26 protein-coding genes are annotated in these 25352 nt (G+C 72.9%); 15 read left to right on the top strand and 11 right to left on the bottom strand.

Translation table 11 applies throughout. The features are described 5' to 3' along the window. Nucleotides 1-34: 34 nt before the first annotated feature. The 3 genes from holA to Nocox_RS10585 all read right to left on the bottom strand — a co-directional run bounded on the left by holA (nt 35) and on the right by Nocox_RS10585 (nt 5091). Complete coding sequence (gene holA / locus Nocox_RS10595; protein ID WP_026214049.1) at nt 35-1006, bottom strand: DNA polymerase III subunit delta; 972 nt, start codon at nt 1004-1006, stop codon at nt 35-37. Between the two features lie 88 nt (nt 1007-1094). Next, nucleotides 1095-3626 carry a ComEC/Rec2 family competence protein gene (locus tag Nocox_RS10590; protein ID WP_157382894.1) on the bottom strand — a complete coding sequence of 844 codons (2532 nt, stop codon included), beginning with the start codon at nt 3624-3626 and terminating at the stop codon, nt 1095-1097. Between the two features lie 325 nt (nt 3627-3951). Then, the gene (locus Nocox_RS10585; protein WP_246649765.1) at nt 3952-5091 is read right to left on the bottom strand and encodes a ComEA family DNA-binding protein; all 1140 of its coding nucleotides are present in this window, start codon (nt 5089-5091) and stop codon (nt 3952-3954) included. Between the two features lie 276 nt (nt 5092-5367). Between Nocox_RS10585 and Nocox_RS10580 the strand changes: the two genes are divergently transcribed. Then, the gene (locus tag Nocox_RS10580; RefSeq protein WP_219495597.1) at nt 5368-5550 is read left to right on the top strand and encodes a hypothetical protein; all 183 of its coding nucleotides are present in this window, start codon (nt 5368-5370) and stop codon (nt 5548-5550) included. Here the strand turns inward: Nocox_RS10580 and Nocox_RS10575 are convergent. The 4 genes from Nocox_RS10575 to Nocox_RS10560 all read right to left on the bottom strand — a co-directional run bounded on the left by Nocox_RS10575 (nt 5531) and on the right by Nocox_RS10560 (nt 10358). Next, the gene (locus Nocox_RS10575; RefSeq protein ID WP_020541797.1) at nt 5531-6409 is read right to left on the bottom strand and encodes a DegV family protein; all 879 of its coding nucleotides are present in this window, start codon (nt 6407-6409) and stop codon (nt 5531-5533) included. The two genes, Nocox_RS10580 and Nocox_RS10575, sit on opposite strands and share 20 nt — an antisense overlap. 13 nt (nt 6410-6422) lie before the next feature. Next, entirely contained in the window at nt 6423-7631 is a 1209-nt protein-coding gene (hutI, locus tag Nocox_RS10570) for an imidazolonepropionase (RefSeq protein WP_020541796.1), read from the bottom strand. Nucleotides 7632-8154: 523 nt separating this feature from the next. Beyond that, a complete protein-coding gene (gene hflX / locus Nocox_RS10565; protein WP_020541795.1) occupies nt 8155-9582 on the bottom strand; it encodes a GTPase HflX in 1428 nt (475 codons plus the stop codon). Nucleotides 9583-9665: 83 nt separating this feature from the next. After that, nucleotides 9666-10358: a DUF4097 family beta strand repeat-containing protein gene (locus Nocox_RS10560; RefSeq protein WP_020541794.1), complete on the bottom strand. Its 693-nt coding sequence runs from the start codon at nt 10356-10358 to the stop codon at nt 9666-9668. Between the two features lie 154 nt (nt 10359-10512). On the opposite strand from Nocox_RS10560, the gene aceB reads away from it, so the two are divergent. From aceB to Nocox_RS10525, 7 genes are read left to right on the top strand one after another with little or no spacing between them, the layout of a single operon-like run. Continuing rightward, nucleotides 10513-12090 (top strand): malate synthase A, encoded by a 1578-nt coding sequence (gene aceB, locus Nocox_RS10555; protein WP_020541793.1) that lies wholly within the window; start codon nt 10513-10515, stop codon nt 12088-12090. Between the two features lie 9 nt (nt 12091-12099). Beyond that, nucleotides 12100-13536, top strand: coding sequence for an FAD-linked oxidase C-terminal domain-containing protein (locus Nocox_RS10550; protein ID WP_020541792.1), 1437 nt, complete (start codon nt 12100-12102; stop codon nt 13534-13536). Between the two features lie 8 nt (nt 13537-13544). Continuing rightward, entirely contained in the window at nt 13545-14714 is a 1170-nt protein-coding gene (locus Nocox_RS10545) for an FAD-binding oxidoreductase (protein ID WP_157382892.1), read from the top strand. Nucleotides 14715-14716: 2 nt separating this feature from the next. Continuing rightward, on the top strand, nt 14717-15919 hold the full coding sequence (locus tag Nocox_RS10540) for a (Fe-S)-binding protein (RefSeq protein ID WP_020541790.1): 1203 nt from the start codon (nt 14717-14719) through the stop codon (nt 15917-15919). Beyond that, the gene (locus Nocox_RS10535) at nt 15916-16659 is read left to right on the top strand and encodes an IclR family transcriptional regulator (RefSeq protein ID WP_157382891.1); all 744 of its coding nucleotides are present in this window, start codon (nt 15916-15918) and stop codon (nt 16657-16659) included. Before Nocox_RS10540 ends, Nocox_RS10535 begins: the two co-directional genes overlap by 4 nt. A 14-nt stretch (nt 16660-16673) precedes the next feature. Beyond that, a complete protein-coding gene (locus tag Nocox_RS10530) occupies nt 16674-17417 on the top strand; it encodes an IclR family transcriptional regulator (RefSeq protein ID WP_020541788.1) in 744 nt (247 codons plus the stop codon). Between the two features lie 19 nt (nt 17418-17436). Further along, complete coding sequence (locus Nocox_RS10525) at nt 17437-17649, top strand: DUF2277 domain-containing protein (RefSeq protein ID WP_020541787.1); 213 nt, start codon at nt 17437-17439, stop codon at nt 17647-17649. Nucleotides 17650-17659: 10 nt separating this feature from the next. Here the strand turns inward: Nocox_RS10525 and Nocox_RS10520 are convergent, their stop codons facing one another. After that, nucleotides 17660-17908: a DUF6289 family protein gene (locus Nocox_RS10520; protein WP_020541786.1), complete on the bottom strand. Its 249-nt coding sequence runs from the start codon at nt 17906-17908 to the stop codon at nt 17660-17662. Between the two features lie 66 nt (nt 17909-17974). Then, entirely contained in the window at nt 17975-18394 is a 420-nt protein-coding gene (locus Nocox_RS10515) for a hypothetical protein (protein WP_020541785.1), read from the bottom strand. Nucleotides 18395-18486: 92 nt separating this feature from the next. Between Nocox_RS10515 and Nocox_RS10510 the strand changes: the two genes are divergently transcribed. From Nocox_RS10510 to Nocox_RS10500, 3 genes are read left to right on the top strand one after another with little or no spacing between them, the layout of a single operon-like run. Beyond that, the gene (locus tag Nocox_RS10510) at nt 18487-19164 is read left to right on the top strand and encodes a response regulator transcription factor (RefSeq protein ID WP_020541784.1); all 678 of its coding nucleotides are present in this window, start codon (nt 18487-18489) and stop codon (nt 19162-19164) included. Further along, nucleotides 19161-20399, top strand: a complete 1239-nt coding sequence (locus tag Nocox_RS10505) for a sensor histidine kinase (RefSeq protein WP_020541783.1) — start codon at nt 19161-19163, stop codon at nt 20397-20399. The genes Nocox_RS10510 and Nocox_RS10505 overlap by 4 nt, the downstream gene beginning before the upstream one ends. A gap of 35 nt (nt 20400-20434) precedes the next feature. Continuing rightward, complete coding sequence (locus Nocox_RS10500; protein WP_020541782.1) at nt 20435-20806, top strand: PepSY domain-containing protein; 372 nt, start codon at nt 20435-20437, stop codon at nt 20804-20806. 84 nt (nt 20807-20890) lie between these two features. On the opposite strand, the gene Nocox_RS10495 is transcribed toward Nocox_RS10500, so the two are convergent. Further along, nucleotides 20891-21337 carry a hypothetical protein gene (locus Nocox_RS10495; protein ID WP_157382890.1) on the bottom strand — a complete coding sequence of 149 codons (447 nt, stop codon included), beginning with the start codon at nt 21335-21337 and terminating at the stop codon, nt 20891-20893. Between the two features lie 406 nt (nt 21338-21743). Between Nocox_RS10495 and Nocox_RS10490 the strand changes: the two genes are divergently transcribed. The 3 genes from Nocox_RS10490 (at nt 21744) to Nocox_RS10480 (ending at nt 23897) form a co-directional block, all read left to right on the top strand. Beyond that, on the top strand, nt 21744-22331 hold the full coding sequence (locus tag Nocox_RS10490; RefSeq protein WP_157382889.1) for a flagellar basal body-associated FliL family protein: 588 nt from the start codon (nt 21744-21746) through the stop codon (nt 22329-22331). 105 nt (nt 22332-22436) lie between these two features. After that, nucleotides 22437-23183 (top strand): isocitrate lyase/PEP mutase family protein, encoded by a 747-nt coding sequence (locus Nocox_RS10485; protein ID WP_020541780.1) that lies wholly within the window; start codon nt 22437-22439, stop codon nt 23181-23183. Between the two features lie 51 nt (nt 23184-23234). Beyond that, a complete protein-coding gene (locus Nocox_RS10480; protein WP_026214045.1) occupies nt 23235-23897 on the top strand; it encodes a class III extradiol ring-cleavage dioxygenase family protein in 663 nt (220 codons plus the stop codon). Here Nocox_RS10480 and Nocox_RS10475 read toward each other — a convergent pair. Further along, complete coding sequence (locus Nocox_RS10475) at nt 23873-24787, bottom strand: ribonuclease Z (RefSeq protein WP_026214044.1); 915 nt, start codon at nt 24785-24787, stop codon at nt 23873-23875. The genes Nocox_RS10480 and Nocox_RS10475 overlap by 25 nt on opposite strands. A gap of 1 nt (nt 24788) precedes the next feature. Between Nocox_RS10475 and Nocox_RS10470 the strand changes: the two genes are divergently transcribed. Beyond that, nucleotides 24789-25331, top strand: coding sequence for a methylated-DNA--[protein]-cysteine S-methyltransferase (locus Nocox_RS10470; RefSeq protein ID WP_020541777.1), 543 nt, complete (start codon nt 24789-24791; stop codon nt 25329-25331). Nucleotides 25332-25352: the final 21 nt, after the last annotated feature.

Genomic DNA, 25352 nt, shown 5'->3' with positions numbered 1-25352 from the left:
AGCGACGATCATCTGCCGGCGTGGATGGCCACAATCACCTGCCGGTGCGGCTCGCCACAATCACCTGCACCGTGTGCTCCAGCGCGTACGCCGGATCCGCTCCCCCGCCCTTCACCTGCTCATCCGCGTCGGCCACCGCCTGAATGGCCCTCGACAACCCTTCCGGCCCCCACCCGTTGAGCTGCCGCTTGACCCGGTCCACCTTCCACGGCGGCATGCCGAGCTGACCGGCGAGCTGCGCCCCCCGGGCGTTGCGCGGCGCCCCGGCGACCTTGGCCAGCGAACGCAGCCCGTTCGCCAGCGCGCTCACCAGCAGCACCGGCGCCACTCCGGTGCCGAGCGCCCACCGAAGCTGCTCCAGCGCCTCCGCCAGCCGCCCCTCGATGGCCGAGTCGGCCACGTTGAACCCGCTGACCTCCGCCCGCCCCTTGTGGTAGCGCGCCACGGACGCGATGCCGATCGTCCTGTCGTCCGTGTCGAACGCCAACTGGCTGCACGCGGCCGCCAGCTCCCGCAGGTCGTTGCCCACCGCGTCGAGCAGCGCCTGCGCCGCGTCCGGAGCGATCCCGCGCCCGGCCCGCTTGAACTCCCCCTTGATGAAGTCGAGCCGCTCACCCGCCTTGGTGACCTTGCTGACCGTGATCACCGCCGCCTTGGCCTTCTTGACCCCGTCGACCAGCGCCTTCCCCTTGACCCCGCCGGGGTGGGCCAGCACGAGCACGGTGTCGTCGGACGGCTGCTTGGCGTACGTCACGATCTCCGTGATCACGTCCTTGGGCAGATCCTGCGCGTTCCGGATCACCACCACCGACCGATCGCCGAACAACGACGGCGAGGTCAGTTGGGTCAGCTCCCCCGTCGTCACCTTGCCGCCGACGAGGTCGTGCACCTCGACACCAGGATCGACGGCCCGAGCCGCCGCGACGACGCCACTCACCTCCCGCTCGGCCAGCAGTTCCTCATCGCCGAGGACCAGGGTCACAGGTGCTGGATCGGTTGACGCCATGCCTGGCAGCATGCCATGCACCACCGGCAACCGGGTACTCGAACCTCACACCCAGCGCCTGGACGCACGCCGCACGGGTGAAGGCGGGTCAGAAGCCACGCCGTCTGCGCAAGGCGTGACCGCGCCTCAACTCCTCCCCAGGCGGCCTTCCTCCATGGTCACCTGGGCGCGGATCGTACACCTCCGACGCCCTGGGATCGCCGCGCGCCACGACCGCCAGGCCGCCGTCGCGCTCCACCACGGCGAGGTCGCCCGATCGGTCGGTCCGGTAGGGCGTGGCGCCGATGCGCCGCAGCAGGGCGAGCGTGGACGGCGCGGGGTGGCCGTAGTCGTTGTCGGCTCCCACGCTGATCAGCGCCGCCCGTGCCCCCAGCGAGGCGAGGAAGTCCGGTGACTGACGATTGGACCCGTGGTGGGGCGTCTTGAGGATGTCGGCCCGGAGGGGATGCCGGCGTAACAGCTCGTCCTGGGCCTCGGTCTCCAGATCGCCGCCGAAGAGCATCGACCCCGCCCGCCAGCGCACCCACAGCACCACGCTCGCGTTGTTGATCGTGCTTCCCTCCCCCTGGCCGTGCATCGGGCCTCCGCCGGCCTCGGGAGCGACGACGCTCACCTCCGACGGCCCGAACCGCCAGGTGGTTCCCGGCGCCGCCGCCCATTCGGGGATGCGGCGGCGCGCCAGGTCGGCCGAGATGCGGGCGCTCGCCTGCGGATTCGTACGCCGGGAGCTGATGACCACCGCGCCCACTCGCCGATTCCTCAAGGCCCCTGGCAGGCCGTCGACATGATCGGCATGCGGATGCGTGAGCACGAGCAGCGGTATGTCGTTGATCCTGGCTATTCGCAGGCATTTGTCCATGACGATCGGATCCGGGCCGGTGTCCACCACCACGCCCTGCCCGGCTCCGGCCGCGACGATCATGCCGTCGCCCTGGCCCACGTCGCACATGATCATGAGCCATCGGTCCGGCGGCCATGACCCCACGAGCGGGCGCGCGACCAGCACCGCCACCAGCGCCGCCCCCGCCACCGTCAACGCCGCCACCCGCCAGGCCCGACGGCGAAGGACGATCACCACCACGGCCGCCGTGACAGCCAGCAGTCCGAGCCCCGCGAGCCCGCTCGGCCACGGCACCGTGGCGAGCGGCAGGTCGACCGCCCAACCGGCGACCGTGATGATCCAGCCGACGGCGTACCCGGCCGGGACGACCAGCAGCGCGCCGACGTCCGGCCAGAGCGGCGCGACGAGCGCCGCCCCGAACCCCAGCAACGTCGCCGGCGCCACGGCCGGGGCGACGAGCAGGTTCGCGAGCAACGCCACGGGCGTCACCTGACCCGACATCAGCACGAGGACAGGCGTCACGGCCACCTGCGCCGCCGCCGGCACGGCCACCGCCTCCGCCAGCCAGCGCGGCAGCAGAAGACGGCGGCCCCGTGGTCGCGAGCCTTCCGGAGGACGGCGCTCGCCGTCGCCCTCCTTGTTCGTGGTGGTCCGTGACCAGCGGTCGCGCCAGCGTGGCGCGAGGAGCAGGATCCCGGCGGTGGCCGCCACCGACAGGGCGAAGCCGTAGGAGCGGGCCAGTTCGGGAGCGAACAGCGTCAGCAGCAGAACGGTCGCCGAGAGCGCCGCGAACCCGTCCTTGGCGCGGCCCGTGGCGAGGGCGACGCAGGCGGCCAGACCCATGAGGAGCGCTCGCAGGACGCTCGGCGAGGGACGAGCCACCACCGCGAAGCAGAGCATGGCGAGGGCGGCCAAGACGGCTCTCACGGGGAGGGAGAGGCGGAGCAGGCGGGACAGCGCGAGCGTCGCGCCGGCGACGATCGCGAGGTTGGCGCCGCTCACCGCGTTCAGGTGGTTCAGGCCCGTCTCCTTGAGGTCGGCCGACACCTGGGGGTCCATGCGGGAGACGTCGCCCACCACGAGGCCGGGCAGGAGCCCGCGCTGGCCCGGAGGCAACACGTCAGCGGCGGTACGCAGGCCCGCCCGCAGACTCCCGGCCACGGTCTGGAGGGGCGAAGGGGCCGTCAGTACGCGCGGTGGCCCGCGTACGAGGAGGATCGCCGCCTGCAGGTCGCCCGGGTTGGCTCTGGCGAGGCGGCCGGTGACCTCCACCTGCTGGCTGGGCAGCAGGGCGCCCCACTCGCGGCCGCCGACGAAGACGACGACGGGGACGTCGACCGACTGGTTGCGGGTCGTTGCGCCGGGAGGCGACTGGATGGTCTTCAGCGTGGCCGGGACGACGTACCTGTCCTGGCTGAAGTGCCGCGGACCTTGATGGTGCTGAGGTCTGCGTCTCGGGTCGTCGGTGATCGCGATCCGGGCGGTGACGGTCGCGTTCCTGGCCGCCAGATCGGCTACCGGCCCCGTGGTGAGGGCGTGTATCCGCAGGGCGACCGAGGCCGAGGACGCGGCGGCGGCGATCAGCGAGGCTATGACGATGTTCCGCCACGGGTGCTGCTCGCTGGTGGTGTGTGTCCGAGCCCGGTCCGCTCGGAGTTGCCGGGGTGCGGTGACGGACGAGGGGCCGTGAGCAGAGAAGGGGGCGCGGTCGGCGTAAGGATCTTCAGACCACGCGCGGATGGGCTGCTGAGTGGTGAGAGGCGTGGAGCGGCGAGGCATCGGGCGGGCTTGTTGGCGGGTGGTCGTGCATGCGGCGTCCTGACTTCCCCGACGCATGCGGGGGCGGATGGCCGGGCGGGTGTGCCAGACAGTTACGCCGGCGGCCACGGTTATGACGGCGGCGACGAGCGTGCCAACCGCGGCCGAGCAGCTCACGAGGACCAAGGCGCTGCCCCACGCGGCCAGGGCGGGCAGCATGAGGGGCCAGGAGGGCTTCTGCTCGCTGTTCGGCCCGTGCTCGCCGCTGGAGGCGTCTGGTGAGTCCTCTCGTGACGTACGCGCTGATGAGCGCGTGCAGGGCGGAGGTGGTCCAGTCGCGGGCATGTCAGACACGCACCTTGGGCTTGATTTCCGCGTACTTGCGTACGCCTATGCCGGAGACCTCGCGTAGTTGCTCGACGCTGGTGAAGCCTCCGTGAGCGGTGCGGAACTCAGCGATACGGGCGGCGAGCACTTCGCCGACGCCTGGGAGTTCTTCGAGTTGATCGGTGGTCGCCGCGTTCAGGTCGAGGATGGGGTCTGCTGGGCTCGCACCGGGGGCGGCAGCGGATGCTCCTGGGGCTCCTACGACGATCTGCTCGCCATCGATCAGGCGTCTGGCGAGATTGAGGGAGCCCGTGGCGGCGGTACGGGTAGGACCGCCGGCGGCTGTCACCGCATCGGCCACTCGGGTGCCTGCGGGGAGGAGGTAGACGCCTGGTTTGCGGACCTTGCCGGTGACGTGGACGGTCAGTTTGGTGGCGGCGGCGGTGGGTGTTGCAGAGGTGGCCGGGCGGGGAGGCGGCAGTGGTTGCGGGGTTGGCTGTGACTGCCAGACGAAGTAGACCGCGACAGCTACCGCGAGGGCTCCGATGGCGAGCAGCACTCGGAGGCCCGGCCTCCCCGGATCGAGAGACGGGGCCCTGGAGGCCAGGGCGGCACGAAACGCCTGGAAGGAAGGAGGGATGGGGGCGGGACCGGTGCCGGTGCCGGTGCCGGTGCCGGTGCTGGGATGGCGCGGCGATGAGGTGAGGCGTTGGTTGCCGCTGTCGGACAGGGGAAAGGCGCGAGGGTCGGCGTCGTCGGCGATGAGCGGGAATCCGGCGATGTCCGGATTGGGGTCATGGTCGTGGTCGTAAGGGCTCGAGGGGTCAAGATCGGAGTAGAAGGTGCCATCGTCGTATGCGGCGAAGGCGGCGCCGTCAGGGGTGGTGTCCACGGCGGGGACGTCTTGAGGGCGGTGGATGGGGAGTGGTGAGTTGGTTGGGTGAAGAGGCGCGTTATCGCGCTGGGGGCGGGTGCGGGGTGTGCGGTCCTTGGCGAGCTGCTGGCCTTGGGTGGTGAGGTTGTGCAGGTCGTGGCGCATCCTGTCGCCGGGTGTGCTGCGGTAGGGGAAAAGGCGGCGGGGGCGGCGTCGAGGGTTGGTGATCGACCGTAGCCGGGATTCGGCTATGGCCCGTTCTGCGGTCGGATCGGGGGTTCGCACGGCAGAGACGGTAGGGCTGTGCCGGGCGAGGCGAAGGGCCGAACCGCGTTCTGGGGATAGCGGTGACGACGGAGGCACCGGCCTGTGGATAGAAGGCTGCGTGGCGGGTCACGAGGGCCCGCCGGGTCCACAAGGTCCGGTGCCGCTTCGGCGGGCGCTTCTGGAGCGGGCGCAGTTGGCACGGGCCCGGTGAGCACAGGCCCAGCTAACGCAGGCCGGTGACCACAGACCATCGGCGCAGGCCCAGTCAACTCAGGCCCGCTGAACGCATGCCTGGTGAGCACAGGCTCAGTTGGCGGGGCCCGGTGGGAGCGGGCCCGGTGGGAGCGGGCCAGGCGGGAGCGGGCCCGGCAGGAGCGGGCCCGGCAGGAGCGGGCCCGGCAGGAGCGGGCCCGGCAGGAGCGGGCCCGGCAGGAGCGGGCCCGGCAGGAGTGGGTGTTCAGGGGGTGTGGGGGGTGATGGTGAGGCCGAGCATGCCGGGGCCGACGTGCACGCCGATCACTGGCCCGACCTCGACCACCTGGAGGTCGGCGAGGGCGGGGAGGCGCTTGCGGAGGCGTTCTGCCAGGGCTTCGGCTCGGGGGCGGGCGGCCAGGTGCTGGACCGCCAGGTCCACAGGCCCGTCACCGGCGGCTTGCACCGCCAGATCCTCCAGGCGGGCGATGGCGCGTGTGGCGGTGCGGACCTTCTCCAGGAGAGAGATCTGGCCGTCCACGATGTGGAGGAGAGGCTTGATCATGAGGGCGGAGCCGAGGAGGCGGGCGGCGGCGCCGATGCGGCCGCTGCGGCGCAGGTTGTCCAGGGTGTCGACGTAGAAGTACGTTCGCGTGGACGTGGCGCACCGGCGGGCGGCCGAGGTCACCGTCTCCAATGACGTGTCCGCGGCGGTGGCGGCGCGTGCGGCGGCCAGGACCGCGTAGCCGAGGCCCATTCCTATGGAACGGCTGTCGATCACCTCGACCGGGATGGCGGCGTCGCGGGCTGCCACGCGCGCAGAGTCGACGGTGCCCGACATTTCGGCTGATAAGTGGATTGAGACGACTGCGGTTGCGCCGGACTCGGCGAGCGTGGCGTAGCAGGCGGCGAAGCGGGCGGGCGAGGGACGAGAGGTGGAGGCCGAGACCGAGACCGAGACGGAAGCGGAAGCGGAAGCGGAGCCCACGGACGAGGCTGAGCCCAAGGGTGAGGTGGGGGTGGGGTCGTCGTAGGGGGTGCCGCTGACGATCATCGTGATCGGGACCACCGTCACCCCGTCCACCTCACCAGCCAGGCAAGCGGTCGAGTCGGTCACGACGGCGATGCGGGGCACAGACGGCATACCCCGAGACTAACTACTGAACGGGCGTCCCACCCCGCCACACGCGGCGCGGCTTGAGGCCGAAGGACCAGGCGAAGGCGCCCTCGTGGTCGGCGTCCCACTGGACGATGTCGGCCAGACGGCCGGGGGCGAGGACGCCGCGGTCGGGCGCGCCGAGCACGGTCGCGCCGCCCAGCGTGGCGGCCCGCAGCGCGTCGTTGACGCTCATCCCGAACGCCGACACCGCCATGGCGATGACCAGCGACATCGAGGTGATGCCACAGTAGCCGGGGTTGTGGTCGCTGCCGAGCGCGATCTGCACGCCGTGCTTGATCATCTGGCGGACCGGCGGGAGGTGGCCGCGCTGGAGGGCGGTGGCCGGACAGACGACGGCGGGCACGCCGTAGCGGGACATGATGGCGATGTCCTCGTCGGACATGTGGTGCAGCCCGTCGGCGGAGGCGCAGCCGAGCTCGGCGGCGAGCTGGACGGCGCCGCGGCGGGCGAAGAGGCCGGCGTGGATGCGCGGCAGCAGGCCGACGTTGCGGCCGGAGGCGAGGACCCAGCGGGATTCCTCGGTGGTGAAGTGGCCCTCGTCGCAGTAGACGTCGACGCTGTCGGCGCCGGCCGCGGCCGCGTCGGCGCACCAGGCGCCCACGGCCTCGACGTATTCGCGCTGGCGGCCGAAGTACTCGGGAGGCACGACGTGCGCCGCGAGGAACGTGACGTGCACGCGCGGCATCATCGGCTCCTTCTCCAGCTCGCGCAGGAGCCGCACGTCGGCGAGCTCGCCGTCGCGGGTGAGGTGGTAGCCGGTCTTGGCCTCGACGGTGGTGGTGCCGCTGAGCAGCCAGCCGCGCAGCCGCTCGCGTACGCCGTTGCACAGCGTCCAGGGGTCGGTGCCGCGGGTCACGGTGACGGTCGAGCCGACGCCGCCGCCCGCCGCGGTGATGGAGGCGGCGCTGGAGCCGCCGGTGCGGATGGCCAGCTCGGCGTAGCGGTTGCCGGCGTAAACCGGGTGGGTGTGGGCGTCGATGAGGCCGGGCGTGACCAGCGCGCCGCCGAGGTTCTCGACGTGGTCGACGTCGACGATGTCGTCGACGACCCCGGGCACGCTCTGCGGCAGGTCGGGCGCCCGCCCGACCCACGCGATGCGGTCGTTGTGCACGAGGATGGCCGCGTTGCTGAGGACCTCGTTGCCGGTCCAGAGGCGGCCGATGTTGGTCAGGAGTCGAACGGTCACCGCATCACCGCCCTGCGCGAGCCCCCGCGCGAGCGCATGGCCCAGCGCACGGCCTGTGCCGCGCCCACTGAGTCCGCTCCGGGTCCGGACGACATGGGGGGTCTCCTGCTCTCATCCGCGTTTGTTGTGCGGTGACCGTATCGCCGGAGTCATGATCCGGCGATTTCAGTTCAGTTACGTTATTTCACATATCGGGCCGGTGTACAGGGTTATTCGGAAGAAAGACCAGACATCCCAACCGTCACCCAGCCCCACCTCGTTCACGCGGCCCCCGCTGACGACTTTGACACCTTCAGTCATCATCCGAAACCCAGAAGCCGAACCTCAGCCAAGACAGCAGACCCACGTTAGGTCTGGCCAATCGTAGCAATACCAAGGCTTCGGGGACCACTGCCGCTTTTGGGCAAGTCTGCACGCTTTGCGGCAAGACCTCCCCAGCCTCGCCGTGACGTGCCCGACAACCGGACCGCCCCACCGTACCGCAGCACGGCGGGGGCGTCCCCGGGTAATCGTGAAAGTGCTTCTACGAAACGCGCTCGACCGGCTTGCCCACCCGCTCCAGCTCCTGGAACAGGCTGGGCAGCACGCGGGCGTGCAGGACCGTGCCGTCCTCGACGTGGTCCACGGAGAGCACCTCGCCCTCCTTGTGGGCCCGCGAGATCAGGTCGCCCCGCTCGTACGGCACCAGCAGGTGCACCTCGTGGTCGAGCCGCGGCAGCTCCCGCTCGATGAGCTCCATGAGCTCGGGGATGCCCTTGCCGGTGCGCGCCGAGACCACGATGCTGTGCCGCTCGCGCCGCGTGATGCGGTCGAGGGCCTCCTGGTCGGCCGCGTCGGCCTTGTTGACCACGACGATCTCGGGGATGCCGGACACGCCCTCGATGTCGGCCAGCACCTCGCGCACGGCGGCGAGCTGCCCCTCGGGGTCGGGGTGCGAGCCGTCGACCACGTGCAGGATCAGGTCGGCGTCGGCGACCTCCTCCAGCGTGGAGCGGAACGCCTCGACGAGCTGGTGCGGCAGGTGGCGGACGAAGCCGACGGTGTCGGCGATCGTGAACAGCCTGCCTTCCGGCGTGCGCGCGCGGCGCACGGTCGGGTCGAGGGTGGCGAACAGCGCGTCCTCCACCAGCACGCCCGCGCCGGTGACGCGGTTGAGCAGCGAGGACTTGCCGGCGTTGGTGTAGCCGGCGATGGCCACGGCAGGGACCTCGCGCTGCTGGCGCGCGTGACGCTTGGTGTCGCGCGCGGTGGACATGCCGCCGATCTGCCGGCGGAGCTTGGCCATCCGCTCGCGGATGCGGCGGCGGTCCAGCTCGATCTTGGTCTCACCGGGGCCGCGGCCGCCGATGCCGACGCCGCCGGCCGCCCGGCCGCCGACCTGGCGGGACAGGTTGCCGCCCCAGCCGCGCAGGCGCGGCAGCAGGTATTGGAGCTGCGCCAGCTCGACCTGGGCCTTGCCCTCGCGGCTCTTGGCGTGCTGGGCGAAGATGTCGAGGATCAGCGCCGTGCGGTCGATGACCTTGACCTTGACGGTCTCCTCGAGCTGGCGGAGCTGGCCAGGGGTCAGCTCACCGTCGCAGATCACGGTGTCGGCGCCGGTCGCCTCCACGATGTCGCGCAGCTCAAGGGCCTTGCCCGAGCCGATGTAGGTCGCGGGGTCGGGCTTCTGGCGCCGCTGGACGAGGCCGTCGAGCACCTGGGAACCGGCCGTCTCAGCGAGGAGCTTGAGCTCCAGCAGGGAGTTCTCGGCGTCCTCGGCGGTGCCGGAGGTCCAGACGCCGACGAGAACGACCCGCTCAAGCCGCAGCTGCCGGTACTCGACCTCGGAGACGTCCTGGAGCTCGGTGGAGAGGCCCGCCACGCGCCGCAGCGCCTGACGCTCCTCGAGGTCGAATTCCCCGGTGTCGAAGCCTGTGGTCTCGAACTCGTCGAGTGCGGTGTTTTTGTGCATTCGTGTCATCTCTATGAGGGAACGTCTGGACACCTCGATGTCTTCCCCGATGGTGACATGACATCCCCCGGGTAAGCACCTGGTTATCCCGCTGACACGCTGACGTTGCCGGAGCCGGCCCTGAGGGAGATCTTGTTCGGGGAGGAGCGGTCGTTCTTGACCGAGACCTTCACGTCGCCCGAGCCCACGTCGGTCGACACGTCGTAGGCGCCGTCCGGGACGAACAGCGAGATGTCCCCCGAACCGGTCTTGAGCTGAGCGCTGGTGGGGGCGGTGGCGTACTTGAGCTCGACGTTGCCCGAGCCGGCGTCGGCCACGACGGTCTTGCCGGTCAGGTCGGCGGCGTCCACGTCGCCGGAACCCACGTGGACCTTCACGTCCCCGCTCAGGGCGCGCAGCGTGATGTCGCCGGAGCCGCTGTCGAGGTCGACGGCGAGCCCCTTGGGGATCTCGATCTTGTAGTCGACGCCGCAGCTCCCCAGGTTCGACGGGCAGGTGTAGGAGAGGGCCAGCGCGCCGCCCTCGACCTTGTGCTCGGGCTTGGGCTTGGAGTCGCCGCGCCAGCGCAGGGTCTCGGTGACACGGACGGACGTGCCGCCGGACTCGGTGATCACGGCGTCGCCGGAGCCGTTGTCCAGCCGCAGCTCGGTGACCTTGTCGGTGACCTCGTAGGACGCGGTGTCCTCCTTGGAGGGGCCGGCGATGGCGCCCAGGCCGCAGCCGGTCAGCAGCGCGGCGCCGGCCAGCAGGCCGCCCGCGATCGCGATCGTTCTCATGCATCGATCTTCGCCCGGCGAGTCGCCCCGGCCCATCGGGGATGCCCCCTAAGGCGCCCCGAGTGACCCCCGGTCTTTGACCCGGGAGGCGGGGCAGAGTAGCGTCACTTCCACAATCCAGAATCATTTTTCCATAGAGTGGAAAAGAGGTCCTATGGAGATCACCGGCCCGAGGCTCGACCGGTTCGACGAGATCCTCACCCCGCAGGCGCTCGACTTCGTCGCGGCGCTGCACCGCGAGTTCGACTCCCGGCGGCTGGAGCTGCTGGAGGCCCGGCAGGCACGCCAGGCGGAGCTGTCGGCGGGCGGCACCCTCGACTTCCTGGCCGAGACGAAGGAGATCAGGGAGGGCGACTGGCAGGTCGCGCCCCCGGCTCCCGGCCTGGAGGACCGGCGGGTCGAGATCACCGGCCCGGTCGACAAGAAGATGACCATCAACGCGCTCAACTCCGGCGCGAAGGTGTGGCTGGCCGACTTCGAGGACGCCAACTCCCCGCTCTGGGAGAACTGCGTGGCCGGCCAGCTCAACCTGCGCGACGCGCTCGACCGCGCGATCGACTTCGAGACCGGCGGCAAGTCGTACGCGCTGCGCCCCGACGACGAGCTGGCCACGATCGTGGTCCGGCCGCGAGGCTGGCACCTGGACGAGAAGCACGCGGTCGTCGACGGGCGGCCGGTGTCGGCCTCGCTGTTCGACTTCGGCCTCTACTTCTTCCACTGCGCGCAGCGGCAGCTCGACAAGGGCAAGGGCCCGTACTTCTACCTGCCGAAGATGGAGTCGCACCTGGAGGCGCGGCTCTGGAACGACGTCTTCACCCGCGCCCAGGAGCTGCTCGGCATCCCGCACGGCACCATCAGGGCCACCGTGCTCATCGAGACCTACCCGGCCGCGTTCGAGATGGAGGAGATCCTGTACGAGCTGCGCGAGCACTCGGCGGGGCTCAACGCGGGCCGCTGGGACTACCTGTTCAGCGTGATCAAGAAGTTCCGCACCCGCGGGCGGGAGTTCCTGCTGCCGGAGCGGAACGCGGTGACGATGACGGCGCCGTTCATGCGCGCGTACACGGAGCTGCTGGTGCGCACCTGCCACAAGCGCGGCGCGCACGCGATCGGCGGGATGGCGGCGTTCATCCCCTCGCGCCGCGACCCCAAGGTCAACGCGGTGGCGCTGGAGAAGGTGCGGGCGGACAAGACGCGCGAGTCCGGCGACGGGTTCGACGGCTCGTGGGTGGCGCACCCGGACCTGGTGCCGATCTGCGGCGAGGTCTTCGACGGGGTGCTCGGCGCCCGGCCCAACCAGCTCGACCGGCTGCGCGAGGACGTCGCCGTCACGGCCGCCGACCTGCTGTCGGTCTCCGAGACGCCGGGCGACATCACCGAGGCGGGGCTGCGCAACAACGTGGACGTCGCGCTGCGCTACCTGGCCGCGTGGATGGGCGGCTCGGGCGCGGTGGCCATCCACAACCTCATGGAGGACGCCGCCACGGCCGAGATCTCGCGCTCGCAGATCTGGCAGTGGATCCACAACGACATCACGCTGGCCGACACGGGCGAGCGGGTGACGAAGGAGCTCGTCGAGCGGATCATCGCGGAGGAGCTGGAGAAGGCGGCCAAGGAGCCGGGATACGATGAGAAGCTGTTCGGCGAGGCCACGGCGCTGTTCAAGGAGGTGGCGCTCGACGACGACTTCGCCGAGTTCCTGACTCTTCCCGCCTATGCCCGGATGCCGTAGAAAAGCCTGATGGAGACACTGACGGCGGCGTTGCTCTCGGTGCTGCCCCGCGATTCGGTGATCACCGATCCGGTGCGCCTGCGCACGTACGAGTGCGACGGCCTCACCTACCACCGGGCGACCCCCGGCGTGGTCGTGCTGCCGGCCACGGCCGAGCAGGTCGCCCGGGTGGTACGGCTCTGCAACGACTTCGGCGTGCCGTTCGTGGCGCGGGGGGCGGGCACCGGCCTGTCGGGCGGCGCGCTCCCCCGCGAGGACGGCGTGCTCATCGTGACCTCGAAGATGCGCGCGATCCTGGAGATCGACCTGCCCGGCAGGCGGGCGGTGGTGGAGCCGGGCGTGACGAACCTCGCCATCACCGAGGCCGTGCGCGAGCAGGGCTACTACTACGCGCCCGACCCCTCCAGCCAGCAGGTCTGCTCGATCGGCGGCAACGTGGCGGAGAACTCGGGCGGCGCCCACTGCCTCAAGTACGGCTTCACCGTCAACCACGTGGAGGCGTGCGAGATCGTCACGCCCGACGGCGACCTGGTCACGCTGGACCGGATGGACCCGGGCTACGACCTGCTGGGCGCGTTCGTCGGCTCCGAGGGCACGCTCGGCATCGCCACCAAGGTCACGGTGCGGCTCAGCAGGACGCCGGAGGCCGTCACGACGGTGCTGGCCGCGTACGAGAGCATCGAGCAGGGCGGCCAGGCGGTCTCGGCGATCATCGGCGCGGGCATCGTGCCGGCCGCGATCGAGATGATGGACGCGCTCGCGATCGAGGCGGCCGAGGCCGCGGTGGCCTGCTCCTACCCGGCGGGCGCCGGGGCCGTGCTGATCGTGGAGCTGGACGGGCCCGCGGCGGAGGTGGAGCGGCAGTTCGCGCAGCTCAGGGAGATCTGCGCGGGCGCGTTCGAGCTGCGCGTGGCGGCGGACACGGCCGAGCGGGCGGCGATCTGGAAGGGCCGCAAGTCGGCGTTCGCGGCGGTGGGCCGCATCAGCCCGGCCTACATCGTCCAGGACGGCGTGGTGCCGCGTACGGCGCTGCCCGGCGTGCTGGCCGCCATCGACCGGATCTCGGCCGAGCACGGCATCAGGGTGGCGAACGTCTTCCACGCCGGCGACGGCAACCTGCATCCGCTGGTGCTGTTCGACGACGCCGAGCCGGGCGCGGGCGAGCGGGCCGAGGTGGTGTCGGGCGCGATCCTCGACCTGTGCGTCGAGCACGGCGGCTCGATCACCGGCGAGCACGGCGTCGGCGTGGACAAGGCGCGCTACATGCCACGGATGTTCAGCGAGACCGATCTCGACACCATGCAGCTCGTCCGGTGCGCGTTCGACCCTGATGGCCTGGCCAATCCGGGCAAGGTGTTCCCCACGCCGCGCCTGTGCGGCGAGGTGCCCGGCGTGCGCAAGGGCGTTCATCCGCTGGTCGAGTCGGGGAAGGCGGAGCAGTTTTGATCGAGGGTGTGACGGTCAGGCAGGCGGACGCCGGGGACGCCGTCGGCGGCGTGCTCCCCCGGTGGGTCGCGCTGCCGGAGAGCGTCGAGGAGGTCGCGGCGGTGCTGCGGGCCTGCGCCGGGCGGGACCTCGCGGTGGTGCCCGCGGGCGGCGGCACGAAGCTGCACTGGGGGCCGCCCCCTGAGCGCTGCGACGTCCTGCTCGACCTGTGCTGTCTGAACGAGATCCTGGAGCACGCGGCGGGCGACCTGGTGGTCCGCGCGCAGGCGGGGGTGACGATGGGAGCCCTGGCCGCCGCGCTCGCCGGCGAGGGCCAGGAGCTGGCCGTGGACGTGCCCTTCCCCGAGGGCGCGACGGTGGGCGGCACGCTCGCCACAGCGACCGCCGGCCCGCGCGCCTTCCGCTACGGCACCCCGCGCGACCTGCTCATCGGCGTCACGGTGGTGCTGCCGGACGGCACGGTCGCCCGCTCGGGCGGCAAGGTCGTCAAGAACGTCGCGGGCTACGACCTCGGCAAGCTCTTCACCGGCTCCTACGGCACGCTCGGCGTCATCGCCGAGGCCACGTTCCGGCTGCACCCGCTGCCCGCGGCGCGGCGCTGGGTGCGCGCCGAGGTGGACGCCGCGGACCTGCCGGCGATCGCGGCCGCGCTGGCCGCCTCACAGGCCGAGCCGAGCGCGGCCGAGGTGGACCGGCCGGAGCCGGGCGCCCGTCCGGTGCTCGCGGTGCTGGCCGAGGGCGCGGCGGCCGAGAGCCGCGCGGCGGAGCTGCGAGAGCTGGTGGGCGGCGGTGAGATCTCCGACGCGCCCCCGCCGTGGTGGGGGCTGATCTCCGGGGACGAGGTGCTGGTCGAGGTGCGGTTCCCGGCCACGGGCCTGGCGGCCGTGCTGGAGGCGGCCGAGCGGTCCGGTCTGGCGCTGCGCGGGTCGGTGCTGTCCGGGCGGGTGCTGCTGGAGTCCCCGGGACGTGACGCGGATGAGCCGGCGCTCGCCGGGACGGTCGCCGAGCTGCGGCGGCGGGTGGAGGCCGCGGGCGGCCGGGTGAACGTGCTGGCCGCGCCGCACACCGGGCTCGACCGGTGGGGGCGGGTGAGCGCGCTGCCGCTGATGCGGCGCGTCAAGGAACGGTTCGATCCCGGGCGCAGGATGTCTCCCGGCCGGTTCGTGGGAGGGATCTGAGCATGGACCCCAAGCTGATCAACGACTGCGTGCACTGCGGGTTCTGCCTGCCGACGTGCCCGACGTACGTGCTGTGGGGCGAGGAGATGGACTCCCCGCGCGGGCGCATCCACCTGATGAAGCAGCACGTCGAGGGCACGCCGGTGACGCCCGAGATGGCCGGGCACTTCGACGCCTGCCTCGGCTGCATGGCCTGCGTGACCGCCTGCCCGTCGGGCGTGCGCTACGACCGGCTGATCGAGCTGACCCGGGTGGAGGTGGAGCGGCGGCACGAGCGCGACCCCCGGGAGCGGGCGGTGCGCGGCATCGTGTTCAGCCTGTTCCCCTATCCGCGCCGGCTGCGGCTGACGCGGCCGGTGACGCCCCTCGCCCGGCGGATGGCCGGCTACGTCGGCCGGGCCGACGCGAGCCTCGGCGCGATGGCCGCACTCGCGCCCCGCGTCGAGCGGCGGGAACGGCTGCCGCGCGTGGTGCGGGCCAGGGGCGAGCGCCGTGCCGTGGTCGGCATGCTGCTCGGCTGCGTGCAGCGCGAGTTCTTCCCGCAGGTCAACGCGGCCACCGCGCGGGTGCTCTCGATGGAGGGCTGCGACGTGGTGATCCCGCCCCGCCAGGGCTGCTGCGGCGCGCTCAGCGTGCACGCCGGGCGCGAGGAGCAGGCCAGGCGGCTGGCGCGGCGCACGGTGCGGACCTTCGAGCGGGCCGGCGTGAGCACGGTCGTGGTCAACTCCGCCGGCTGTGGCTCCTCGATGAAGGAGTACGGCGAGCTGCTGGGCGAGGAGCCGGGGTTCCAGGTGCGCGACCTGTCGGAGTTCCTGGCCGAGCTGGGGCCGGTCGCCGAGCGGCATCCGCTGCCGCTCACCGTCGCCTACCACGACGCCTGCCACCTGGCCCACGCCCAGGGCGTACGGTCGCAGCCCCGCGAACTGCTGGCCGGCATCCCCGGGCTGGAGGTGCGCGAGATCCCCGACGCGGCGATCTGCTGCGGCTCGGCGGGCACGTACAACATCTTCCGGCCCGAGGCCGCCCGCGACCTCGGCGACCGCAAGGCGAAGGCGGTCGGCTCGACCGGCGCGGAGCTGCTGGTGTCGGCCAACCCGGGGTGCACGATGCAGATCGCGGCGGCCATGCGGCGGGCCGGCGACGACATCCGGGTGGCGCACACGGCCGAGGTGCTCGACGCCTCGCTGCGCGGGGTGCGCCTGTGAGCGTCCAGTCGGTGGAGCGGGCGCTCGACGTGCTGGAGGCGCTGGCCGAGCACGGGGGCGAGGCGGGGCTGTCGGAGATCGCGGCGCGGACGGGGCTGCCGTACGGCACGATCCACCGGCTGCTGCAGACCCTGCTCGCCCGCGGCTACGTACGCCAGGAGGCCGACCGTCGCTACGCGCTCGGGGGCGGGCTGGTGCGGCTCGGCGGGGTCGCGGAGGGCATGGTGGGGGTGCGGGCGCAGCCGTACCTGGAGAAGATGGTGGAGCTGTCCGGCGAGACGGCGAACCTGGCCGTGCTCGAAGGCGACTTCATCGTCTACGTGGCGCAGGCGTCCTCGCCGCGCAGGCTGCGGATGTTCGCCGAGGTGGGGCGGCGGGTGCTGCCGCACAGCACGGCCGTGGGCAAGGTGCTGCTGGCGGGGCGGCCGCCGGCGGAGGCGGTCGCGGTGTTCGAGCGCACCGGCATGCCCCGCCGCACCCCCAACACCATCACCGAGATCGACGCCATGCTCGCCGAGCTGGCCGCGGTGCGGGAGCGCGGCTACGCCATGGACCTCGGCGAGGAGGAGCTGGGCGTGCACTGCATGGCGGTGCCCGTGCGCGACGGGGCTCGGGTGGTGGCGGCGATGTCGGTGTCGGGGCCGGCCGAGCGGATCGACGCGCTGGACCGGACCGAGCTGGCCGAGGGGCTGGGGAAGATCGCTCTCGACTTCGGCAGGGAGTTCGGCCCGCACTCCTAGTAATCTGTTGCGCCATGAGCAACAGCACGACGGTCCAGTCGGTCGACCGGGCCATCGCGATCCTGGAGATCCTCGCCCGCGAGGGCGCCACCCGGGTGACCGACCTCGCGGCGGAGCTCGACGTGCACAAGTCCACCGCGTTCCGGCTGCTCGCGGCGCTGGAGCAGGGCGGGCTGGTGGAGCAGAGCGGCGACCGCGGCCGCTACCGGCTCGGCTTCGGGGTGATCAGGCTGGCGGGCGCGGCCACCGCCCAGCTCGACCTGGCCCGCGAGAGCCGGCCCGTGTGCCTGCGCCTGGCCGAGACGGTCGGCGAGACCGTCAACGTCGCGGTGGCGCAGGACGGCGCCACCGTCAACATCAGCCAGGTGCGCGGCCCCGCCGCGATCAGCGGCCACAACTGGGTGGGCCAGCGCACCCCCTCCCACGCCACCTCCAGCGGCAAGGTGCTGCTCGCCTTCGGCGCGCTGCGGCTGCCCGACGGCGAGCTGGAGCGCTTCACCCCGCGCACGATCACCTCACCGGACGCGCTCGGGCTGGCGGAGATCAGGGAGCGCGGCTGGGCGGTCACCGTGGAGGAGCTGGAGGTCGGGCTCAACGCCGTGGCCGCGCCGGTGCGCGGCGCCGACGGGAGCGTGGTGGCCGCGGTCAGCGCGTCCGGGCCGTCGTACCGGCTGACGCCCGAGCGGCTGCCCGAGGTGGGCGAGCTGCTGGCCCGGGGCGCCAGGGAGATCAGCGAGCGCATCGGCCATTACGGCTGAGGAGCATTACGGTGGACGTATGTGCAGGAGCATCAAGACCCTCCGCCCTCCTTTCGTCGAGAGCGTCAGCGAGGACGACGTGCGCGCCGCCGCGCTGCAGTACGTCAGGAAGATCTCCGGATTCCGCGCGCCGGCCGCGCACAACGCCGAGGCGTTCGACCGCGCGGTCGAGGCCGTGACCAGGGCGTCCGAGGAGCTGCTCGGCGCGCTCCAGGTGCGCGGGAGCCGCTGAGGCGCGCGCCTCAGCAGGGCGTCTCCACGAAGACCGGATAGCCGCGGGTGCCCCACATCGAGCGGTTGCCGGCACAGTCCTCGTAGAGCTGCCCGACGACGGTCGTGTACGTGCCGTCGGAGTAGAACGTCGTCACGCAGTAGTGATCGATCTGACAGGCGCGGGCCTGGGCCGGAGCCGCCGAGACGGCGGTGACGGCGGTGACGGCGATCGTGGCGAGCAGCGGGGCGCACAGGGTGGCGAGGACGCGGCGGATCATCGGCGGTCCCTTCCGTCGTTGAGGGGGTTGCTCCGATGGTCGCTCCGCGGCGGCCGGTTGGAAAGGTCAGCCGTGGATCTGCACCGGCCGGCCCGCCGCGCAGCCGATCTTCAGCTCGATCTCCTCGCCCTCGCGCGGCTCGAACTCGACCTTCGCCTCGGCCGCCGGGCCCGGCTCGACGCCGTCGACCGAGTAGTCCTGGGCCGGGCTCCACGAGCGCAGCGTCACCAGATCGCCGTCGCAGGAGGCGATGACCGTGCCGCCCGCGCTGCGGATGAGCCTGCCCTGCTGGGTCCGCTCGGGCGCGGCCGGCGGCGTGGCGGCGGCGCGCAGGGTGGCGGTGGCCAGCGCGGCGCTCACGTCCTCCTCGGACAGCACGTGCCCCGAGGCGCCGGTGACCCCGGTGCCGACCAGCCCGAGCACGGCCAGGGAGGTCCCGGTCGCGACGACGGCGGTGGCGGCCCAGGCCAGCAGATATCTCTTCATCCCCGCCAGCTTCCCCCAAGTCGGGCTAAGACCAGGTTAAGGGGAGGCTAAGGAGTCCCAAGACAGCGTCAGCGAGCGGCTACGTTCAAGCTATGGCCGACATTCTGCTCATCGAGGACGACGTGGCGATCCGCACGGCGCTCAGCCGGGGCCTGCGGGAGCTGGGGCACGCGGTGTCCTCCTCGCCGACCGCCCTCGACGGGCTCAAGCTGGCCGTGCAGGACCGGCCCGACCTCATCGTGCTCGACCTGGGGCTGCCCGACCTGGACGGGGTGGAGCTGCTGCGGATGCTCCGGGCGGTCAGCCGGGTGCCGGTCATCGTGGCCACCGCGCGCGACGGGGACGCCGAGATGGTGCCCGTGCTGGACGCGGGGGCCGACGACTACGTGGTCAAGCCGTACAGCGCGGCGCAGCTCGACGCCCGGGTGCGGGCGGTGCTGCGGCGGGCGGGAGGGTCGGCGCCCGAGCCGCTGGCGGTGGGGGCCCTCCGGGTGGATCCGCGGGCGCGTACCGCGACGCTCGACGGCGCCCGGCTCGACCTGACGCCGCGCGAGTTCGACGTGCTGCACTACCTGGCGGCGCGGCCCGGCGAGGTGGTGACCAAGCGTGAACTGCTGACCGAGGTGTGGCAGCTCCCGTACGGAGGGGCCGACAAGACCGTGGACGTGCATCTGTCCTGGCTGCGCAGGAAGCTCGGCGAGACCGCGGCCGAGCCCCGCTACCTGCACACCGTGCGCGGGGTCGGCGTCAAACTGGTCGAGCCGGCATGAGGCGCTGGCTCGCGCTGCTGGTGGCGGCCACCACCTCGCTGGTGCTGATCGCGCTGCTGGTGCCGATGGCGGTGCTCATCAGGAGCGTGGCCGAGAACGGCGCCATGGACCGGGCGCTCACGGCGGCCGGGTCCGTGGCCGTCGCCGTCGGCACGCCCGACCTGCCGCTCGCGGTGGAGCAGGTGGCGCGCCCGGTGACGGTGTTCCTGCCGGACGGCGCGACCCTCGGCGCGCGGGCGGAGCGCTCGGCCGCCGTGCGGCTCGCCGCCACCGGGCGCAGCGTGACCGCCGAGACCGACGACGGCAGGGAGGTGCTGGTCTCCGCCCAGTCCCCCGAGGGCACGGCGGTGATCCGGGTGCCCGTGACGGACGCCGAGCTCATGCGGGGCGTACGCGAGGCGTGGGCGGCGCTGCTGGCGCTGGGGCTGGGGCTGGTGGTGCTCGGGATCGTCCTGGCCGACCGGCTCGCGCAGGCCGTGACGCGGCCGGTGGACGGCCTCGCCCGCGTCTCGCACCGGCTGGCCGGCGGCGACCTCACCGCTCGGGCCGAGCCCGGCGGGCCGCCCGAGGTCCGCTCGGTGGCGCTGGCGCTCAACCACCTGGCGGGACGGATCGACGAGCTGCTGGTCGCCGAGCGGGAGTCGGTCGCGGACCTGTCGCACCGGCTGCGTACGCCGCTCACCGGCCTGCGGCTGGACGTCGAGTCGCTGCGTGACCCCGAGGAGGCGGCGCGGCTGCAGGCCCGGGTGGACGCCCTGGAGCGGGCGGTGAGCGCGCTCATCACCGAGGCGCGCAACCGTACGGCCGACCGGGAGTCGTGCGAGGCGGGCGCGGTGGTGCGCGAACGGGTGCGGTTCTGGTCGGTGCTGGCCGAGGACCAGGGACGGGAGGTCGAGGTGACGCTGCCCGACGGGCCGCTCGACGTCGCCGTACGCGCCCAGGAACTGGCGGCGTGCGTGGACGCGCTGCTGGGCAACGTCTTCGCGCACACGCCCGAGGGCGTCGCTCTGTCGGTGCGGCTGGACAGGGACCCGGGCGGCGCGCTGCTGACCGTCGAGGACGCGGGGCCGGGGTTCGATCCGGCGCTGCTGGAACGCGGCATCAGCGGCGGCGGCTCGACCGGGCTGGGGCTGGACATCGTCCGGCGTACGGCCGAGTCGTCCGGCGGCCGGCTGGCCGTCTCCTCGTCCTCCGGGGGCGGGGCGCGTGTTGAGGTGGTTTTAGGAGCCGCTTAGCGCGCGGTTATCGGCGTCCGCGATGTCCTTGGGTCATGCGAAACACGAAGAAGTTCATCGTCATCGGTGCCGGGGTCGTCACGCTGCTGGCGGGTGGCGGAGCCGCCGCCTACGCCGCGGCCGCCGCGCCCACCTCCCCCGCCGCGCCCACCGCCCCCAAGATCACCGCGGAGCGCGCCATCGAGCTGGCGCACCAGCAGGTCCAGGGCGCCTGGGTGAGCGAGGTCGACCACGACGACTCGGGCGAGTGGGAGGTCGAGCTCGTCAAGGACGCCCAGGTGTACGAGGTCACCGTGGACGCCGCGAGCGGCAAGGTGACCGCGCACGGCGCCAAGCAGGCCGACAAGGACGACGACGCCAACGACGACGCCAACGACGACAAGGGCGGCGACCGCGACGACGACTGAGCCGCCGGCTGAGATCCCCTGTGGGAACGTCCCGCCCACCGCCCCCGCTCATGGGGGCGGCGGGCGGACCCGTGTCCGGAGGGGTCAGCGGCTGAGGCGGTTCAGGAAGGCGTAGCAGGGGTCGCGCCGGAAGTCGTGGAAGGTCGCGCAGGGGTCCACCGGGCTCCTGGGCTGCGCGGGGCGGGGCCGCGGCGGCTCCTCGCGCGGGGCCTCAGGAGGAGCCTGCGGGGTGGGAGAGCCCATGCGCCGGGGACCCGGCGGCGGGACGGCGGGCTCCCGGCCGCCGGGCTTTCCCGGCGGCCGGGCAGGCGCGGCGCGACGCGACCGTGGCTCGGCCGGCGCGCGGGGCTCGGTGAGCGGCCTGGGCTCGGTGAGCGGGCGCGCGGAAGGAACGGGCAGCGCTCCCGGGGAAGGCAGCGCGTCCGGGAGGGGCCGGATCTCCGGGACGGGCCAGGCGTCCGAGTCGGGCCGGGCGGGGTCCGGTAAGGGCAGGGCGTCCGGCGGCGCTCCCGGCGAGGGCACGGCACGCACCCAGGGAGCAGGAACCGGCGTCCTTGTCGGATTTTGGAGCGTTCCATCCCCTTCGAGGGGAGATGCGATCAATGTCATACGAGTGACATCAGGAGTGCCGGCCGATGAACCCGATCTTGTGAAAATCGGCGTTTCCGCCGGCTTTTCCGGCGCGCTTTGTGAGGCCGGACCAGGCGTGCCGCTGAATGCCAGGAATATGCCGGCAACCGCGGTGGCGAGGACGCCGGCCGCTCCGGCGGCCGACCTGAGACGACCCCTGCTACCAGCAGAAATGGATCTAAGGGGGGACAAGTCGTGATTCCTTTGTGATTGTTGTGCGAGCATTCCACCGATGCGGCTAGTGTGGTCCATCACCCGCGGAAGCCGGCGAGCTTTCCCCGATACGACCGCGAGGAGCTGCACCCTCATGCAAGATCCGACCTCACCGGATCGCCACGAGATCCTGTCAGGGCCGGGCGACCCACGCCCGGCGGAGCACCATCACGGCGGCCGCGCCGCCGCTCCCCCGAACAAGTCCAGGAGGACCGCCGCCATCGTGGCCGGAGTGCTCGTCGCGCTGATCGCGGCGGGCGGCGCCGGCTACGTGCTGGCCTCCGGCGACTCCACCCCCGCCACCCAGCAGGAGGCCGGGCGGCCCGGCCCGTCGCAGGGCCCCACTGGCGACGAGAGCACCGGGGACGACCTCCAGGACGACCTCCAGGACGACGCCGCCGACGACGCCACGATGGGCGACGCCCGTACCGACGCCCCCGACGACGGCCTGCCCGACGACGGGAGCATGGGCGACGCCGCCACCGACCCCGGCCGCGCGGCGGACCGGCCCTCCACGAACACGGGCCGCGACTCCTCAAGCGGCGCCGGCACGAAGCAGACCGGCGACGGCAAGAAGCCCACCACCTCGCCCACCAAGGCCCCGGAGCCCCCGGCGGCCGACAACCCGGCGGACGGACCCGCCGGCCTGGTCTCCGGCCAGTGCGCCACCAGCGGCTGCTGATCCGCCTCCGCTGACGCCGTGAGGCGGCGCGGGCCGAAGTGGTCCGGAGGTTATGGCCATCATTGGACCTTCGGGACAGGCCACCTCGCGCCTAGGGTCAGGGACATGACGACGATTGACGACGCCGGCGTCCTCCGCGGGCTGCACGTGCCCGGAACGCCCGTGATCCTGCCCAACGCATGGGACGCCGCCTCCGCGCGCGCCGTCCAGGAGGCCGGCTTCCCCGCCGTGGCGACCGGCAGCGCCGCCGTCGCGCGGGTCCTCGGCCATGAAGACGGCGAGCGCGCCCCGGTGGACGAGATGATCGCCGCCGTGGCCCGCATCGCGCGCGCCGTGGACGTGCCGGTCACCGCCGACGTGGAACGCGGCTACGGGCTCAAGCCCGCCGAGCTGGCCGAACGCCTCCTGGCGGCCGGCGCGTCCGGCTGCAACCTGGAGGACAGCGACCCGCGCACCGGCGAGCTGATCGATCCGGGCGAGCAGGCGGAGTTCCTGGCCGAGGTGCGCGCGGCGGCCGGGCCGGCACTGGTGATCAACGCCCGCGTGGACACCTACCTGCGGGGCTCGACCTCGCGGGAGGAGGCGCTCGCGCGGGCGGAACGCTATCTGGAGGCGGGGGCCGACTGCGTCTACCCCATCGTGCTCGCCGACGAGGACGAGATCCGCGCCCTGGTCGGCGCGCTCGCCGGCCGGCCGGTGAACGTGCTGTTCCGGCCGGGGGCGCCGGCACTCGGGCGGCTGGCCGAGCTCGGCGTGGCGCGCGTCAGCTTCGGGGCCGGCCTGCACCGGCTCGCCCACGCCCACACCGTGGCGCTGCTGGCCAAGGTCAAGGCGGGCGACAGCCCCTTCTGACCGGCCGGGCCGTGGGCGGGGCGCGGTGACGGGCCGCGTACGCTTGCGCTCGTGCTCGCCGCCGCTGCCGTCTGCCCGCAAACCCCGCTGATCGTGACCCGGATGCCCGGGCTCCGCGCCGTGTGCGACGCCGCCGTCGAAGGCGTGCTCGCCGCCCGCCCCGACGTGCTGGTCGTGGTGGGCGGGGCCACGGCAACCGAGGCGTACGCGGGCGGCGCGGCGGGCAGCCTGCGCCCCTGGGGCCTCGACGCGGGAGCGGGCACGGGTGAGCCCGTCCTGCCGCTGTCGCTGACCGTGGGCCGCTGCCTCCTGGACGGGCTCCCCGGCGGGCGCGTGCCCGACGCCTGTCAGGCCGTGGCCTTCGACGCCGCGCCCGCCGAGTGCCGGGCCCTCGGCGAGAAGCTGGCCGCGCGCGGCGAACGGGTGGGGCTGCTGGTGCTCGCCGACGGCTCGGCCTGCCTGACCCCGAAGGCCCCCGGCAAGTACGACGAGGCCGCCGGCCCGTTCGACGACCGGGTGGCGGAGGCGCTCGGCGCCGCCGACCCGGCCGTGCTCGACGCCCTCGACCCCGCGGAGGCCGACCGGCTGTGGGCCACCGGCCGCGCCGCCCTCCAGGTGCTCGCCGGGGCCGCCGGCGGCGCCGCGCTCCGCGGCCGGCTGCTGGCGCGGACGGCCCCCTACGGCGTCGGCTACTTCACTGCACTGTGGGACTGACGCCTCGGCACCGGCACCGTCATCAGGTCGCGGGCCAGCACGACCTCCCCGTCGTAGCTGCGCCGCACCTCGGCCACGAACGCGGGCTCGTCGGTGAAGCCGTACCGCTCGGAGAAGTGCGTGAGCACCAGCCTCCGCGCCCCCGCGTCCGCCGCGACGACGCCCGCCTCGTACGCCGTCAGGTGCCCGTACTCCTTGGCGAGCGCGCTCTCCCCCGACAGGAACGTGGACTCGATGACCAGCAGGTCGGCCCCGTGGGCCAGCTCGAAGACGGTGTCGCAGAGCCGCGTGTCCATGACGAAGGCGACCGCCTGTCCCGGGCGGGGCTCGCTGCACTCCTCCAGCGTGACGCCGCGTACGGACCCCTTGCGCTGCAGCTCGCCGACCTCGGGCCCGCGGATGCCGTGGGCGGCGAGCCTGGCGGGCAGCATGCGGCGGCCGGGCGGCTCCTGGACGCGGTACCCGTACGACTCGACAGGGTGGGACAGGCGGCGCGCGGTCAGCGGCCCGATCGCGGCGAGCGGCCCGGAGACGGGATGCTCGGAGATCACGTCGGTGTCGGCGAACACGGAGGCGTGCCGCAGCCGCCGCCAGTACGCCGCCCCGGAGGCGGGGAACACCGCGCGCACCGGATGGCGTACCCGGTCGCGGGCGATGCGCTGGACGATGCCGGGGACGCCCAGGCAGTGGTCGCCGTGGAAGTGCGTGACGCAGAGCCAGTGCACGTCGTTCGCGCGCGCTCCCGCGTGCACCATCTGCCGCTGCGTGCCCTCGCCGGGGTCGAAGAGGAAACCCTGGCCGTCCCAGCGCAGGAGGTAGCCGTTGTGGTTACGGTGTCGGGTGGGCACCGCGCTGGAGGTGCCGAGCACCACGAGCTCACGAGAGGACACGATGACCATCCCTGAGACGGGCCCGGCGGGCACGGTGGGCACGGTGGCGCTGGCCGAGGTGCCGACGCCGGTGGGCGCGTTCGCGCTGGCCGTCACCGAGACGGGGCTCGTGGCGTCGGGCTGGGGCTCCGGCGTGGGCCTCGCGGACCGGCTCGGGCTGGTCGAGGTGCATGATGCGGATCGTACGGCCTTGGCCGTCGCCGAGCTGAACGCGTATTTCGCCGGGGAGCTGCGCGCCTTCCGCACGCCGATCGACTGGCGGCTGATGTCGGGGTCGCGGCTGCGGGTGCTCCAGGCGCTGCACGCGGTCCCGTACGGCGCCGCCGTCACCTACGGCGAGCTGGCCAGGCTGAGCGGCACGAGCGTGCCCGCCCGCGGCATCGGCTCCATCATGGGCTCCAACCCGCTCCCGATCTTCGTGCCGTGCCACCGGGTGATCGCGGGCAGCGGGCTCGGCGGGTTCAGCGGAGGGGTGGGCGTGGAGACCAAGCGGTGGCTGCTCACCCACGAGGGCTATCTGCAGCCGACCCTGCTGGACCTCTGACCGGCACGGGCACTCCCCGGT

This window comes from Nonomuraea coxensis DSM 45129 (assembly GCF_019397265.1).
Taxonomy (GTDB): Bacteria; Actinomycetota; Actinomycetes; order Streptosporangiales; family Streptosporangiaceae; genus Nonomuraea; species Nonomuraea coxensis.
Note: the sequence above shows the minus strand (reverse complement) of the source record. Positions and strands in the feature narration are given on the sequence as shown.

Bases quoted from the DNA above. Each gene is read 5' to 3' on its own strand.
- holA (WP_026214049.1), bottom strand. From the start codon at position 1,006: ATGGCGTCAACCGATCCAGCACCTGTGACCCTGGTCCTCGGCGATGAG.
- Nocox_RS10590 (WP_157382894.1), bottom strand. From the start codon at position 3,626: ATGCCTCGCCGCTCCACGCCTCTCACCACTCAGCAGCCCATCCGCGCG.
- Nocox_RS10575 (WP_020541797.1), bottom strand. From the start codon at position 6,409: ATGCCGTCTGTGCCCCGCATCGCCGTCGTGACCGACTCGACCGCTTGC.
- hflX (WP_020541795.1), bottom strand. From the start codon at position 9,582: ATGCACAAAAACACCGCACTCGACGAGTTCGAGACCACAGGCTTCGAC.
- Nocox_RS10560 (WP_020541794.1), bottom strand. From the start codon at position 10,358: ATGAGAACGATCGCGATCGCGGGCGGCCTGCTGGCCGGCGCCGCGCTG.
- aceB (WP_020541793.1), top strand. From the start codon at position 10,513: ATGGAGATCACCGGCCCGAGGCTCGACCGGTTCGACGAGATCCTCACC.
- Nocox_RS10550 (WP_020541792.1), top strand. From the start codon at position 12,100: ATGGAGACACTGACGGCGGCGTTGCTCTCGGTGCTGCCCCGCGATTCG.
- Nocox_RS10540 (WP_020541790.1), top strand. From the start codon at position 14,717: ATGGACCCCAAGCTGATCAACGACTGCGTGCACTGCGGGTTCTGCCTG.
- Nocox_RS10530 (WP_020541788.1), top strand. From the start codon at position 16,674: ATGAGCAACAGCACGACGGTCCAGTCGGTCGACCGGGCCATCGCGATC.
- Nocox_RS10525 (WP_020541787.1), top strand. From the start codon at position 17,437: ATGTGCAGGAGCATCAAGACCCTCCGCCCTCCTTTCGTCGAGAGCGTC.
- Nocox_RS10520 (WP_020541786.1), bottom strand. From the start codon at position 17,908: ATGATCCGCCGCGTCCTCGCCACCCTGTGCGCCCCGCTGCTCGCCACG.
- Nocox_RS10515 (WP_020541785.1), bottom strand. From the start codon at position 18,394: ATGAAGAGATATCTGCTGGCCTGGGCCGCCACCGCCGTCGTCGCGACC.
- Nocox_RS10510 (WP_020541784.1), top strand. From the start codon at position 18,487: ATGGCCGACATTCTGCTCATCGAGGACGACGTGGCGATCCGCACGGCG.
- Nocox_RS10505 (WP_020541783.1), top strand. From the start codon at position 19,161: ATGAGGCGCTGGCTCGCGCTGCTGGTGGCGGCCACCACCTCGCTGGTG.
- Nocox_RS10500 (WP_020541782.1), top strand. From the start codon at position 20,435: ATGCGAAACACGAAGAAGTTCATCGTCATCGGTGCCGGGGTCGTCACG.
- Nocox_RS10490 (WP_157382889.1), top strand. From the start codon at position 21,744: ATGCAAGATCCGACCTCACCGGATCGCCACGAGATCCTGTCAGGGCCG.
- Nocox_RS10485 (WP_020541780.1), top strand. From the start codon at position 22,437: ATGACGACGATTGACGACGCCGGCGTCCTCCGCGGGCTGCACGTGCCC.
- Nocox_RS10470 (WP_020541777.1), top strand. From the start codon at position 24,789: ATGACCATCCCTGAGACGGGCCCGGCGGGCACGGTGGGCACGGTGGCG.